11 protein-coding genes are annotated in these 14,712 nt (G+C 61.4%); 8 read left to right on the top strand and 3 right to left on the bottom strand.

The window, feature by feature from the left end; all coding sequences use genetic code 11:
* Nucleotides 1-15: 15 nt before the first annotated feature.
* Nucleotides 16-1,023: a glucose-6-phosphate dehydrogenase assembly protein OpcA gene (locus CQ020_RS23570; protein WP_258142179.1), complete on the top strand. Its 1,008-nt coding sequence runs from the start codon at nt 16-18 to the stop codon at nt 1,021-1,023.
* Between the two features lie 68 nt (nt 1,024-1,091).
* On the opposite strand, the gene CQ020_RS23565 is transcribed toward CQ020_RS23570, so the two are convergent.
* Complete coding sequence (locus CQ020_RS23565) at nt 1,092-2,363, bottom strand: response regulator transcription factor (RefSeq protein WP_105694264.1); 1,272 nt, start codon at nt 2,361-2,363, stop codon at nt 1,092-1,094.
* A gap of 199 nt (nt 2,364-2,562) precedes the next feature.
* On the opposite strand from CQ020_RS23565, the gene tkt reads away from it, so the two are divergent.
* From tkt to CQ020_RS23545, 4 genes are all read left to right on the top strand, one after another.
* Nucleotides 2,563-4,725 carry a transketolase gene (tkt, locus tag CQ020_RS23560; protein WP_374955211.1) on the top strand — a complete coding sequence of 721 codons (2,163 nt, stop codon included), beginning with the start codon at nt 2,563-2,565 and terminating at the stop codon, nt 4,723-4,725.
* A 99-nt stretch (nt 4,726-4,824) separates the two neighbouring features.
* Nucleotides 4,825-5,937 carry a transaldolase gene (gene tal, locus CQ020_RS23555; protein WP_105694263.1) on the top strand — a complete coding sequence of 371 codons (1,113 nt, stop codon included), beginning with the start codon at nt 4,825-4,827 and terminating at the stop codon, nt 5,935-5,937.
* 70 nt (nt 5,938-6,007) lie between these two features.
* Complete coding sequence (gene rpe, locus CQ020_RS23550) at nt 6,008-6,718, top strand: ribulose-phosphate 3-epimerase (protein ID WP_105694262.1); 711 nt, start codon at nt 6,008-6,010, stop codon at nt 6,716-6,718.
* Between the two features lie 12 nt (nt 6,719-6,730).
* Nucleotides 6,731-7,204 (top strand): ribose-5-phosphate isomerase, encoded by a 474-nt coding sequence (locus tag CQ020_RS23545; RefSeq protein ID WP_105694261.1) that lies wholly within the window; start codon nt 6,731-6,733, stop codon nt 7,202-7,204.
* Nucleotides 7,205-7,288: 84 nt separating this feature from the next.
* Here the strand turns inward: CQ020_RS23545 and CQ020_RS23540 are convergent, their stop codons facing one another.
* Complete coding sequence (locus CQ020_RS23540) at nt 7,289-8,032, bottom strand: IclR family transcriptional regulator (RefSeq protein ID WP_105694265.1); 744 nt, start codon at nt 8,030-8,032, stop codon at nt 7,289-7,291.
* Nucleotides 8,029-9,501 carry an APC family permease gene (locus tag CQ020_RS23535; protein WP_105694260.1) on the bottom strand — a complete coding sequence of 491 codons (1,473 nt, stop codon included), beginning with the start codon at nt 9,499-9,501 and terminating at the stop codon, nt 8,029-8,031. The genes CQ020_RS23540 and CQ020_RS23535 overlap by 4 nt, the downstream gene beginning before the upstream one ends.
* A 378-nt stretch (nt 9,502-9,879) precedes the next feature.
* On the opposite strand from CQ020_RS23535, the gene CQ020_RS23530 reads away from it, so the two are divergent.
* The 3 genes from CQ020_RS23530 to CQ020_RS23520 all read left to right on the top strand — a co-directional run bounded on the left by CQ020_RS23530 (nt 9,880) and on the right by CQ020_RS23520 (nt 14,568).
* Entirely contained in the window at nt 9,880-11,829 is a 1,950-nt protein-coding gene (locus tag CQ020_RS23530) for a primary-amine oxidase (protein WP_105694259.1), read from the top strand.
* Nucleotides 11,830-12,254: 425 nt separating this feature from the next.
* On the top strand, nt 12,255-13,742 hold the full coding sequence (locus tag CQ020_RS23525; protein WP_105694258.1) for an APC family permease: 1,488 nt from the start codon (nt 12,255-12,257) through the stop codon (nt 13,740-13,742).
* A 154-nt stretch (nt 13,743-13,896) separates the two neighbouring features.
* On the top strand, nt 13,897-14,568 hold the full coding sequence (locus CQ020_RS23520) for a DUF5134 domain-containing protein (protein WP_105694257.1): 672 nt from the start codon (nt 13,897-13,899) through the stop codon (nt 14,566-14,568).
* The last annotated feature ends 144 nt before the right edge of the window (nt 14,569-14,712 follow it).

Raw genomic sequence — 14,712 nt, 5'->3', positions numbered from 1 at the left:
AACCTGGAGAAGGCCATGATTGTAGATCTTCCCGATACCACTACCTCCAAGATTTCCAAGAAGATCATGTCCCTGCGCGAGCAAGGCGGTGTGATCGCCCTGGGTCGTGTGTTGACCTTGGTGGTGGTGACGAAGTCCGGGCAGGAAGAAGAAGCCATCGAGGCCGCCAATGAAGCCAGCCGGGAACACCCCTGCCGGATCATTGTCCTGGCCGACGCCGGTGTTGAAGGACCGGACCGCCTGGATGCCCAGATCCGGGTGGGTGGGGACGCCGGCGCTTCGGAAGTCATCGTGTTGCGCGGTCACGGGCACATGGCCCACGAAAGCGAATCCCTGGTAGCGGCCCTGCTCCTGCCGGACGCACCGATCGTGGCGTGGTGGCCGCACGGCGCCCCGGAAAGCGCCTGCGAAACCTCCATCGGCCGGATCGCGCACCGCCGCATCACCGACTCGGCGAACGAACCGGACCCGCGCCTGGCGTTGGAGAACATCCGCGCCACCTACAAAGCCGGCGACACCGACCTCGCCTGGACCCGCCTGACCAACTGGCGCATGCAACTCGCCGCTGCAATGGATCATGTGGATCCGGCCACGATTACCGGGATCACTGTGGAAGGTGCTTCCGATTCCCCCAGCACCCTCTTGCTGGCAAGCTGGCTGGGCCGATCGCTGCAGGCGCCTGTGACCATAGTGGCTGACCCGCCAGGTACTGGCATCCGCGGGGTCCGGCTCATGACTGCTGCCGGTGCCATCCGGCTGTCCAGGCCTGGCCATACAGTGGCCGAACTGACCCAACCAGGACAACCAGCCCAGCGCATTACCCTCGCCCGCAGAAGCCTCAAGGACTGCCTCGCCGAAGAGCTTCGCCGGCTCGACCCCGACGAAGTCTTCGGAGAAACGGTTCGCGGCTTCGACATGTCCCGTGTCCGGCACGAGGGCCTCCACCGTGGTGGCGGTGTGGATGTGGATGCCTTGGTATCCGCACTCAGCCAGGTGGATGACAGTCTTGCCGAGGCGCGCTAAGCCCTGATCGCTACCTGTATTACTACCTCCGCACCCATTCCTTCGAGTAGTTTGCGGCTGCCAGTACGCTACGACTGCCGCAGGCCGTGGCTGTGGGCCAGCGCGATCGCCTCGGTCCGGGAGCCGACGTCGAGCTTCTTGAAAAGGTTCCGGACATGGAACTTGACCGTGTTCTCGCTGATGCCCATCGACGACGCTATGGTGCGGTTCCGGTGTCCGGTGGCCAGATGCTGCAGCACTTCGAGTTCGCGGGCAGCGAGGTTCCATCCCGCGACATCGCCGGCCGGACGTGCCGGAAGGTCCAAGGGAAGCGAGACGAAGACATCCGCACCCCAGCCGGACATGACGTCCATTCGGAGCTGTCCGGTGAGTGCTTGGACCCTGCGGTCCAAACGGCTGATGCTCGGATCTTCGGTGGTGAGCGCGCCGCCGCCGTCGTCACGGACGTTGATCAACAGGTTTTCGCCGTCGCAGTCCCAGTGCGTCCGGATCCTGGTGACATCCGGCTGTTCCATCATGACCAACACCAGCCCGCGGACGATTGCCCGTGCTGCGTGCGCAACTTCTCCGGGGAGGGCCCTGCCGTTCAGGGGAGGTTCGATGAACTGGACTTCGATGCCGCTGAAGCTCGTGAGCGGGCGCAGGTCCTCGCGCAGGCGTTCGAAGGCTTTGGCCACCGGTTCTTTCACCAAATCTGTGGTGCGGTCGCTGTGCGTGCGGAGGCCCACCAGTGCCCTGGCGGCGAGGTCTGTGACCGTGGTGCGCGCCGTGGCGTCGTCCATGGAGGATGAGCGCAGGGCAGCCAGGAGGGTTTCCAGAGTGGTGGAGTGCAGATCGGTCAGTTCGGCCGTCACGCGGATGCGTTCGGCTGATGCCGCACGGGATTCCAACAAGTACGACGGCGGCGCGTCCGCCACTTTCTCCTGGATCCGCCGGGCGGTGATGTTCCAGAGATAGGTCACCAGCTCCAGCCCTGCTTCTCCAGGATGGGCGGGAACGGGGTCGGTAATCACCAAGAGTGCATTGGTGGCGGCATGCTTGAGTGCCATCGCCTGCCGGGACTGTCCCGCAAGCTCAGCGTCACCAAACCAGGGGCCGTCGTCCGGGAGGGCGGCACGGAGCGTGTCCAGTTCGGCGATGGACACCTTGGAAATGATGTCTTCCGAGCCCGCCTTCTTCTGCGGCCGCCCCGTGCAGTCTTCGGTGAAGATCACCAGTGCGCTGCTCCCGAGTGAGGGGAGCGTGGCGTCACGCAGCCTTTCAGCGATTTGGGACAAGGGGGCGTCGGCCAGTGCTGCCACGGAACGCAACAGCGGCCAAGGGTGGTCTGAAGGGGACATAGCAGCTTCCTTGCTGGGCTCATGAGTGTGGTTGCGCGACGATGCGAAACCTACCGGGTGAATTCCCTGTCCTAAAGTGTAGTCAAAAACTGTCAGAAAACAGTGTTTCGCCGGACTGTTTATTTCGGGAGCATGGGAATCAACCACAAAGCATGGATGCGGCCACTGCGGCCGACCACCATATCAAAGGGGATAACTCGTGAATCCGACAGCAAGTGCGGCGCTGACCTTCAGCAACGCAGATACTGCACCCGCAATACTCGACTGGACGGTCGAGGACCAGCGTGCCGTCGACACCGCTCGCGTGTTGGCCGCCGACGCCGTGGAGAAGGTGGGCAACGGCCACCCCGGCACTGCCATGAGCCTCGCCCCCGCAGCGTACCTGCTGTTCCAGAAGCTGATGCGCCACGACCCCCGTGATCCCGAATGGATCGGCCGTGACCGCTTCATTCTCTCCCCGGGCCACTCCTCGCTGACCCTTTACATCCAGCTGTTCCTGTCCGGATACGGGCTGGAACTGAAGGACCTTGAAGCTTTGCGTACCTGGGGTGCTTTGACCCCCGGCCACCCCGAATACAAGCACACGGCGGGTGTGGAAATCACCACCGGTCCGCTGGGCCAGGGGCTCGCATCTTCGGTGGGGTTCGCCTACTCGCAGCGCCGCCAACGCGGTCTGTTCGACGCCGATGCTCCCGCCGGCGAGTCGCCGTTCGACCACACCATCTGGGTGATCGCTTCCGACGGCGACATCCAGGAAGGCGTCACCTCTGAGGCGTCCTCGCTTGCCGGCCACCAGGAACTGGGCAACCTCGTGGTGGTCTACGACGAGAACCACATCTCCATCGAAGACGACACCGACATCGCTTTCACCGAAGACGTCCTCAAGCGCTATCAAGCGTACGGCTGGCACACCCAGCGCGTGGACTGGACCAAGACAGGCAACTACGTCGAGGACCTGCAGGAGCTCTACGCAGCCCTGCTCGAAGCCAAGGCAGAGACCTCAAAGCCGTCCATCATTTCGCTGCGCACCATCATTGGCTACCCGGCACCGAAGAAGCAGAACACCGGCAAGATCCACGGCTCCGCACTGGGCGCCGAGGAAGTTGCGGCGGTGAAGACTGTGCTCGGTTTCGATCCGGCCAAGTCCTTCGACGTTGACGAGGAGGTTCTGGCTCACGCCCGTAAGGTCCTGGACCGCGGTGCGGTGGCCCGAGGGCAGTGGGACGAAGCATTCAGCGCCTGGCAGTCCGCCAACCCGGAGGGTGCTGCCCTACTGGAGCGCATTGAAGCCAGGCAGCTTCCTGCGGACCTTCACTCCCTTCTTCCCGTGTTCGAAGCCGGCAAGGACGTTTCCACCCGTGCGGCGTCGGGCAAGGTCCTGAATGCGATCGGTCCGGTCCTGCCGGAACTGTGGGGCGGTTCGGCCGACCTTGCCGAGTCCAACAACACCACCATTGAAGGTTCGCCGTCGTTCATTCCGGCGTCGCGTTCCACGGATGCCTGGAAGGGCAACCCGTACGGCCGGGTGCTGCACTTCGGTATCCGTGAGCACGCCGCGGCATCCATCGTGAACGGCATTTCCCTTCATGGCCGCACCCGTGCGTTCTCCGGTACGTTCCTGATCTTCAGCGACTACCAGAAGCCCGCAATTCGTCTGGGCGCGCTGATGGGTGTCCCGTCCATCTACGTGTGGTCCCACGACTCCATCGGCCTGGGCGAAGATGGCCCCACCCACCAGCCGGTGGAGCAGCTCGCCTCGCTCCGCGCCATTCCGGGCCTGGACGTTGTCCGTCCCGGTGACGCGAATGAAGTTGGTATCGCGTGGAAGACCATCCTGGAGAACCACGAGAATCCTGCCGGCATTGTCCTGACCCGCCAGAACGTTCCCACTTTCGCCCGCGGCGAGGGCGCAGCTTCCGGAGACGTCTTTGCCTCACCTGCCGGTGTGGCCAAGGGCGGTTACGTGCTGGCCGAAGCCTCCAAGAACGGCAAAACCGTTGACGCGCAGGTCATCCTGATCGGCACCGGTTCCGAGGTCCAGCTCGCAGTGCAGGCCCGCGAAGCCCTCCAGGGTGAAGGCATCGCAGCCCGCGTTGTGTCCATGCCGTGTGTTGAGTGGTTCAACAAGCAGGACGAGGCCTACCGCGAGGCCGTACTCCCTGCTTCGGTGAAGGCCCGTGTCTCGGTTGAAGCAGGCCTGGCGCTGGGCTGGCGTGAATTTGTTGGCGATGCCGGCCGTTCCATCTCCCTGGAACACTTCGGCGCCTCGGCCGACTACAAGCGCCTGTTCAACGAATTCGGCATCACCACCGAAGCCGTGACCGCAGCTGCCATGGAATCCCTGGCTGCTGCAAGCAGCTAACACCTCCAAAACTGCAGTGCGGCGGGTGTTGTGGGACACCCTTGAGGCGTCCCACAACACCCGCCGCCGCATCCCTCAATTTTCGAAGGAACATTAGCCATGACCAACGCAACACCCACCGCACAGCTCTCCGCCGCAGGCGTTTCCATCTGGTTGGATGACCTTTCCCGCGAACGGCTTTCCAGCGGAAGCCTGCAGAAGCTCATCGACGAAAAGAACGTTGTTGGTGTCACCACCAACCCGTCCATCTTCCAAGCGGCCATCACCTCAGGCAAGGACTACGAGGCAAAGATCGCGGAGCTCGCGGCGGCCGGTGCCGGCGTTGAAGAGACGATCTTTGAAATCACCACCGCGGACGTGGCTGATGCCTGCGATCTCTTCGCACCGATCGCCGCCGCCACGAATGGTGTGGACGGTCGCGTCTCCATCGAGGTGGACCCCCGCCTGGCTTGGGACACGGAGGGAACCATCGCCGAGGCGAAGCGTCTCTACAAGAAGGTTGACAAGGACAACGTTCACATCAAGATTCCGGCAACCTTGGAAGGCCTGGCCGCCATCACGGCAACCTTGGCCGAGGGCATCAGCGTGAACGTGACGCTGATCTTCTCTCTGGAACGCTACCGGGCTGTTATCAACGCCTTCCAGACTGGACTGAAACTGGCCAAGGACAACGGCCACGATCTCTCCACGATCCACTCCGTGGCCTCGTTCTTCGTCTCACGCGTGGATACTGAGATCGACAAGCGCCTTGACTCCATCGGCACCGCTGATGCCAAGGCTCTCAAGGGAAAGGCCGGCGTAGCGAACGCACGCCTGGCCTACCAGGTCTACGAAGAGCTGTTCTCCACTGAGCGCTGGTCCGTCCTGGCCGCCGCCGGAGCTCGCCCGCAGCGTCCCTTGTGGGCATCAACCGGCGTGAAAGACCCTGCACTTCCGGACACCCTCTACGTCACCGGGCTCGCAGCCCCCGGCCTGGTGAACACCATGCCGGAAAAGACGCTGGATGCCACGTTCGATCACGGAGTAGTCACTGGCGACACCATCACCGGCACCTACGACGAAGCCCACCAGGTCCTGAATGCCCTTAAGGCCCAAGGCATCTCCTACGCTTTGGTGGTCTCGGTCCTTGAGTCCGAAGGACTGGAGAAGTTCGTTGCCAGCTGGAAGGAACTCCTGGCCGACGTCGAAGGCGCCCTCGCCGCTGCGCGCTAGGCCGCCTGAATCCCGGACGTCCTCCACGCCCTCAACTGCAAGCTCTGACCGTTACTGAAAGGCAGGCATCATGTCCACTTCACCTCTGACATGCTGTATCAACCCCAGCATTCTCTCCGCCGACTTCGCCAACCTCGAAAAAGAGCTGGCGCGCATCAGCAATGCGGATGCCGTGCACGTCGATGTCATGGATAACCACTTCGTGCCGAACCTGACCCTTGGGTTGCCGGTGGTGGAGCGGCTGCAGAAGGTCAGCCCGGTACCGCTGGATGCGCACCTGATGATTGCCGACGCCGATCGTTGGGCCCCGCTGTATGCCGACGCCGGCCTGGACTCGGTGACCTTCCATGTGGAGGCGGCCATGGCACCCATCAAGCTCGCCCGTGAACTCCGTGCGCGGGGCTCGAAAGCCGGCATGGCCTTGCGCCCGGCCACGCCGGTGGAGCCGTACTTGGACATGCTGCCGGAGTTGGACATGCTGTTGCTCATGACAGTGGAGCCGGGGTTTGGAGGCCAAGCCTTCCTGGACGTCGTACTGCCCAAGATCCGGCGCGCCCGCCAAGCAGTTGAGGGCTCCGGAGTGAACGTCGCAATCCAGGTTGACGGCGGAATCACCGAGGAAACAATCTTCCGGGCGGCAGAAGCCGGGGCCAACGTCTTCGTGGCCGGCTCCGCCGTCTACGGCAAGCCATCGCCTGCCGAGGCCATTGAGTCCTTGCGGACCAACGGGCAACTAGCCTTCGCAGGGCGGACCATCGACGACGAACTCCAGAAAGCCTAAAGGACCACCCACATGCGCGTTCACATCGCAACAGACCATGCAGGCATGGAACTCAGTTCACACCTCATCACCGAGCTGGCGGCGAGGGGCTACGAGATGGTGGATCACGGGCCCTCCTCCTATGACCCGGAAGACGACTACCCGGCCTTCTGCATCAAGGCCGCCACCGCCGTCGTCAATGACCAAGCCGCAGGCGTGGACGCTTTGGGAATTGTGCTGGGTGGCTCGGGCAACGGCGAGCAAATCGCCGCAAACAAGGTCACGGGTGTCCGTGCCGCCCTGGCGTGGAACCTGGACACGGCAGTACTGGCGCGCCAACACAACGACGCAAACGTGGTGGCCGTCGGCGGACGTCAGCACACTGTGGAGGAGGCCACCGAGCTCATCAAAGCCTTCCTGGCCGAGCCGTTCACCAACGCTGAACGCCATGAGCGCAGGATCGCCAAGATCGCCAGCTACGAAACCACCGGAGTCCTCTCCGACTAGCTCCGGGGTTTCAAGCAACACTCATGGCCAACTGCGCCGTCGTCCTGAGGGGCGACGGCGCAGTTGTGTGCTCAGGACTCTCGGTCAAAACAGCAGAGGTGCCATCCGCATTGTCAGCTCGCGGGCTGCTTCCTGCTGTTCGCAGATCGTGGGAAACCGTGCTGAGGGACCGAACAGGCAGAGGGCTGCGCCGAGGTTGCCATCCGGCATTGTGATGGGGAACGCCAGGCTGGCGGAACCTTCTTCCAGCTCATTGACATCGGAAGCCTGCTTGGTGGCCCTGACCTCCGCGAGAACCGCCTCCAGCTGACTTCTGTCCGTGATGGTGTACTCAGTCAACTTGCTCAGCGGACGCATCGGGACAGATCCGGACGAGTCGCCAAGTTCTGCAAGCATGAGTTTCCCTGCTGCCGAGGCGTGTGGGTACCGCAGCATTTCGAAGGCTGCGTGGAGGGGATAGTCCGGGTCTTCATCGGCGATTCTCAAAGAAGCATTCCGGTACATGATGAGGTGCACTGCGAAACGGTTACCGCTCCGGAACCGCTCCATCACATTGCGGGCTGCTGTTGAAACGGCAGGAGGAGCAGCAGCTGTGATCAAACCTGTGATGGCATGTCCCAGCGCGAAGCCACGGAGGTTGGACGTGCGGGCAAGATACTCGTCTGCGACCAGCGCATTAAGAGCCCGGTAGGCGGTTGCCTGGGGTATCTGGAGCGCTTCGGTGATTTCCTTCGCCGTCGTCCCGGTACCGAACCGTGCCACCACCTCCAAGATCCTCAGGGAGGTGGCCGCGGGGCCGGTTCCTGCGTATGACGGCCTGTAGTTCACGGGGTCCACCTGTCATGAAACAGGTCCGAATCCCGGGTCTCGTCATAGATGCCGATGGATGCCAGCCGCCCGGGCCTCCGGTAGTGCAGGAACGTGGCGTAGAGGACGCTGGCCAAGAACACGGCCCCATAAATGAAGCTCTGCAGGTTGCCCGCCTGAACCGAAACCGTGGCAGCGGCCCAGAGCACAAACGCGAGGATCAGCGGGGTAGCAGAACCCAGGATCCAGCTGGCTGTGGTGTTTTCTCCGATTCGGCGCAGGAAGAACGGCAAGGAAGCGCTGGCCAGAATATACGAGCCCAGGTAGCCATAGGCTCCCAGCGTGAACAGGTTTGTCAGGGCCAGTCCAGGACTGACTCCGAAGAGAATCGCCGCGATGGGAACAGCAGCGATGACAGGCATAACCATCATGATTGCGGTGGAGGGAGTGCGAAACGCGGGGTGGGTTCGACCAACTGCCCGCAGGGCCACGCCTTCCCGGCCCATGCAGAAAAGTATCCGCGACAAAGCGTTCACGGAGGCGATCGCGCACGCGAACCACGATGCCGCAATCCCGAAGTCAAGGACTGCCGCCACCATGGGGGACGTGCTGGAAATCAGGTTGGATAACGGAGTGGAGCTGGCAATGATGCTCGGCGAAGCTTCGTCCAGGGCTACGTCTTGGGCGGTCGCGGCAATGAGATACAAGACGCCTGCCAGGATGGGTGTCCACGTGATGGCCCGCGGGATGCTGACGAAAGGCCTGCGGGCCTCTCCGCCCAGGGTGGTGGGACTTTCGAACCCCACAAAGGCACTGACGGCAACCACGATGCCGATCCACAGGGAATCAAAATTTCCGTGCCAGGCAAACACACCATCGAGATTCACGCTCGAGGCATTGAACGCGAAGTAGACGATGAGAACCACCGTGAGAATCGCAATGGAAATGGATTCCATCAGCAAGGTGGACCACGCGGACAGCCGGATTCCCCGGACCATGAGGAGGCAGGCGCCGGCTGCTGCCACGAGGATTACCAGGGCGGTGAGGCCCCTCGAATCTGCCAGCTGCAGACCAAGGTTGATGAACAACTCAACGCCATAGGTGCCAACCGCCAGCAAGCTGGCCATGGCCACCAGGGCGTACCCGAAGATGGCCGACCAGCCTGCGGAAATGGCGGTCCTCGGCCCCAGTCCCTTGGCTGTGTAGCTATAGAGGCCGCTGACTGCCGCCATGCGCTGGGCCATTGGTCTCAAGCAGAAGGAAACAAGGACGATGACCGCCATGGCTGCGCCGAAAGTCATCAGGAGGTTGGGACCGGACGTTCCAAAGACAAGACCGGGGAAGATCAGGGCCGGAATGACTGACATGGCGCCAGCGGGTGCCACGTTGGCAACTGCTTGTGCAAAGACCGGTAAGAACGAAAGTCTCCGCCGCCGCAGGCCCTCCACCGGAGATTTTGCGGTGATGTAACGGTCACCGCGGGCAGACATCAGACACCATGTTTCCCTCCGCCGGGCAACCTCACCCGCCTATCGCAAGTCATCCATCCAAGATGCCAAACATTAGCATCGCCGGCCCACATTGAGGATCAAAAAATCCAGATTCAAATGTTTCCAACATGTTAACTGCCTTGAGAAATCAGGGTCTGGAAGTTCTCACGCCATTGTTCAAAGAAGTCTCGCCTGAAGGAATTGGATGCCGTAGGTTTCTAAGCAGACGGAGTGAAAGTGACCGGCATCACGGCTCTACAGGGTCGTCCGGGGTAACCATCAGCACCGTCTTTACACAGCAGGACGCTCTTCAAGAGCGCGGCCACGGAACGTAATGGCTGACATGCCCTGCAGCATTGGACAACCAAGGAGAAAATCATGACTCTCACTACAGAAACCCACGCCCACTTGGGTGTTTCGCATCCGTTGGATCCGTTGTCGCGGGAGGAGATTTCCCGTGTTGTGGCTGTTTTGAAGGAGGGTCCTGCGGCGGCGGAGTCGTTCCGTTTTATCAGTGTTGAGTTGCGTGAGCCGGCCAAGGAGGATCTGCGCAATGGTGTGCGGGTGGCTCGTGAGGCTGACGCGGTGCTGGTTGATCGTGCTGTGGGGCGTTCGTTCGAGGCTGTGGTTGATCTTGAAGCGGGCACGGTGGAGCGGTGGGTGCAGTTGGCTGCTGGTGTTCAGCCGCCGTTCATGCCGGATGAGTTCGCTGAGTGCGAGGAAGCGTGCCGGAAAGATCCCGAGGTGATCGCGGCGTTGGCCAAGCGTGGCCTGACGGACCTGGACCTGGTGTGTTTCGAGCCGTGGTCGGTGGGGTATTTCGGTGAGGACGCCCAGGGCCGGCGGTTGATGCGGGCGTTGGTGTTCGTTCGTGACGAGGCCGATGACAGCCCGTACGCGCACCCGATCGAGAACTTCATCGTCTTCTATGACCTTTCGGCCGGTAAGGTTGTCCGGCTTGAAGATGACCAGGCGATCCCGGTGCCCCCGGCCCGGGGTAATTACCTGCCCAAGTACGTCGGGGAAGCCCGCACGGACTTGAAACCGATCAACATCACCCAGCCCGAAGGGGCTTCGTTCACGGTCACCGGTAACCACGTCCGGTGGGCTGACTGGTCCTTCCGGGTAGGGTTCACCCCGCGTGAAGGCCTGGTCCTGCACCAGCTCAAGTTCCGTGACCAGGGCGTGGACCGGCCGGTCATCAACCGGGCCTCCCTCTCGGAAATGGTGGTCCCTTACGGTGACACCGCACCGGTCCAGGCCAAGAAAAACGCGTTCGATTCCGGTGAGTACAACATCGGCAACATGGCCAACTCCCTGACCCTGGGCTGTGACTGCCTGGGCGAGATCAAGTACTTCGACGGTAACAGCGTGGACTCCCACGGCAACCCCTGGACCATCGAGAACGCGATCTGCATGCACGAAGAAGACGACTCGATCCTGTGGAAGCACTTCGACTTCCGCGAAGGCACCGCCGAAACCCGCCGGTCCCGGAAACTGGTCATCTCCTTCATCGCCACGGTCGCGAACTACGAATACGCCTTCTACTGGCACCTGTTCCTTGACGGCTCCATCGAGTTCCTCGTCAAAGCCACCGGCATCCTCTCCACCGCCGGGCAGAACCCCGGGGAAAACAACCCCTACGGCCAGAACCTGAACAACGATGGCCTCTACGCACCCATCCACCAACACATGTTCAACGTCCGCATGGACTTCGAACTGGACGGACCCAACAACGCCGTCTACGAAGTGGACATGGAATACCCCGAGCACAACCCCACCCACACCGCGTTCAAAGCCGTGGACCGGCTCCTGGAAACCGAACAACAGGCCATCCGCAAAACCGACTCCGCGAAACACCGCTTCTGGAAAATCGCCAACCGCGACAAAACAAACCTCGTCAACGAACCCGTCGCGTACCGGCTGATCCCCACCAACGGCATCCAACTCGCCGCAGGAGATGAATCCTACGTCTCCAAACGCGCCCAATTCGCCCGGAACAACCTCTGGGTCACCGCCTACAACCGCACCGAACGCTTCGCCGCCGGCGAATACCCCAACCAAGCAACCGGAGCCGACGACGGCCTCCACATCTGGACCCAACAAAACCGGAACATCGTGGACCAAGACCTCGTCATCTGGTACACCTTCGGCATGCACCACGTCGTCCGACTCGAAGACTGGCCCGTCATGCCACGCCAAAACATCGGCTTCATGCTCGAACCCCACGGCTTCTTCAACCAAAACCCCACCCTCAACCTCCCCACCGGAACCACACCAACCACCACCACCAACGACGACACCTGCTGCCACACCACCAACCAATAAGCAGGACTGCTCTACGTTTCACCGAGACCCCGGAGGCTGCCGAGGCAGGCAGGGCCGCCTTGCCAGTCTCCGGGTCCTCACCCCCCTATTTACCTAGTACCGTTTTCCGGCCAGCACGCTCCCAGCCCGGCATTCCCAGCCCAGCTCCGTGGCACCTCAAGGGGCACGGCAGTCATCTGTGCCCCGTTCGGCTCAGCGAACACTTTCGCCTGGCAGCGCACGCCTTCGCACAGCAGCGCACCGGGCAATCCCACCCACGTGCACCGGGCAATCGCCCCATGTGTGGCCTTGATTTTCCATCTTCAAACGGGAATTTCCCCGTACTTACATGCGTGCTCCGAAGGGCGTGCGGGGGATCCGTCCCATGCGCCGGCCATCTGCCGGCGTCACTACGTATCCGACAACGTTGTCAAAGGAAGATTGCCATGAGCCAAAATAATGTGGATGAAGCCGATCATCTGAAACGGTCCATTAACTGGAAACAGGGAATGGCCATCGCCTTGGGTGTTCCCTTGCTTATTTTGCCGTCCCTGGGCTATATACCGATGTATCTTTCTGCTGCAGCAATCCTTATCTGGGGATTATCCGTGGTTCAGGGCTTCATCCAGAATGCCGCCTATGCAGAAATGGCCACCACCTTTCCCAAGGTCTCTGGTCTGCCAGGATTTGCACAGCACGTATTTCGCACCAAAAACTACAAGGGCAAGTATGACAAGGGCAAGCTGATCGGCGGCTTCACTGCTTGGAGCTACTGGTTTGGCTGGAGTCCCATCATGGCGATCTTTTCGATCCAGGTAGGCAATTACCTGCATGGGCTGTTTCCGGCGCTGGGCAACGTGTTCAGCGAATATCAGCTCGCTTTGATCGCTGGTGTGGTGATCTTCGCGGCGTTGTTCGCCGTGAGCTGGTTCGGTCTCAAGGATGGCGCAATCCTCAGCTACGTACTGGCCGCTATTTCCCTGATCCCCTTGGTAGTCCTGGCGGTGGCACCGTTTGCAACGGGCCACGTTGAGATGATCAACATCACCGGCAACTGGTGGCCGACGGACTGGGCGTGGGACGGGCACCATATCCTGATCCTCTTCGGCATCTTCGGGATCGCACACTGGAGTGCCTGCGCTTGGGAAACTGCAGCCATCTACGGGCCGGAATATAAGAATCCGTCCAAGGATGTCCCCAAAGCCTTGTTGGCGTGCGGCATCATCTGCCTGTTCTTGTATGTCATGCTCCAAGCGGGCGTGATCGGTGTCCTGGGTGTTGATGGTGTGATCGCGGAGCGGGTATCGCCCCTCATCCCCGTTGCCCAAGCTGTTTTCGGCCGGGCCGGCACCATAGTCACCATCATCATGCTGATCGCCGCAATGATCCTGATCATCCAAACCGCCTTTTTGGGCTCCACCCGTGCCATGCACTCCATGTCGGTAGAGGGTAATCTTCCCAAGATTCTTGGCCGTACCAACAGCAGGGGAACTCCTTGGGTTGCCATGCTGGTTGGTGCAGCCTTCAACCTGGCATTTATTTCCATGAACAGCGCTGCCGCGATCCTCGGAGCCTCGGCAATTGGTTACACAGTGGCCCACGGCATCAGCCTCTTCGCCTACGTGAAAGCCAATGGTCCTGCATACGCAGGCTTGGAGAGGCCCTTCAAGGCACCCAAGAACTGGAAAATCATGGGCCTGATCTTTGGCCTGTTCAACGTTCCGCTGTGCGTGATCGGCGTGGTCTACGTCAACAGCTTGGAAATCGGTTGGACCCCAACGTGGGTCGCGTTCATTGTGTTGGCCCTGTATCTGCCCATTTGGCTGTATACCCAGCATGAGTTGCGGCGCCATAAAAAGAATGGCGTCACTCCTGGTGCCTCAGCCGACCTGGCAGAAGATGATGCCGCAATCCTGGTTGCCGATTCCCGCTAACGGCACCAGCCTCCAGCAGGTCCAAAGCGTGGCCGGCAGGCAAGCTTCTTGTTCATGCCGGCCGCGCCCGGATCACCCCTGCTCAGAACCCTGTTCAGAACCCCTGCTCAGAACCCCGCTCCGTACCAACCCGTCCTTTCCGAAGGAGATCCCCGTGCTGGCACCTTTCCTCAACATCCCTGTCAGTCTGTTTCTTGCTGCCGGCACCATCTTTTGCCTCACCAAGGCAATGCGGGGCCGCACCTGGTTACCCCGATGGAACTACGGTATTCACGCGCTCATGGCCTTGGGGATGCTGGGCATGGTGTGGCACGGCGTCGACCTGCCACTTCTACCGCAGCTGCTGCTGTTCGGCGTTGCCTCTTTTTGGTTCTTGCTGCAGGCGGTATCCCGGGCCGAGTTCTCACTGCTGTGCCACACCCGTTCCGGGCGTATCGGCTGTTTCTATCATGCCGCCATGCTTGCAGCGATGGTCTTCATGCTGCTCCTTCCCCATTCAGCGGCTCTCCAGGAAACGTCAACCGTTGCTGTCAATCACGCCGCGAGTGGTTCACATGCCGGTCATGCGCTGAGTTCGGCTGTCGCATCAGGGCCCGCGGTCAGCGCGCTGTGGATGCAGCCCGCCGCGCAATTTCTCGCCGTCCTTTTCGCACTCGCCGTCCTCATATGGCTGCTGCCTGTACGGCGTATCGCGGCCGGTCTTCGGACTGGAAGAGTGCCTCGCCTAAGGCGGGCGTCCCGGCCGCTTCCCGTCATTCTTGAGCGTTCCTATGAGGCGGGGGCTGCCTTGACGATGTCCCTGATGTTCGCCGCCGCAAGTATGTAAACCTACGTCCTGCCTCGAACCCCACGGGCTGATCCGCCCACAAACCATTTGCTTCGACGAAGCCCACCATAGGAGTCACCATGCCCATTGCAACCCCAGAGATTTACTCCGAGATGATCGACCGTGCGAAGGCTGGCGGTTTCG

It is taken from the genome of Arthrobacter sp. MYb23 (assembly GCF_002979775.1).
Classification (GTDB): Bacteria; Actinomycetota; Actinomycetes; order Actinomycetales; family Micrococcaceae; genus Arthrobacter.
This window is presented reverse-complemented; position numbering and strand designations above follow the sequence as displayed.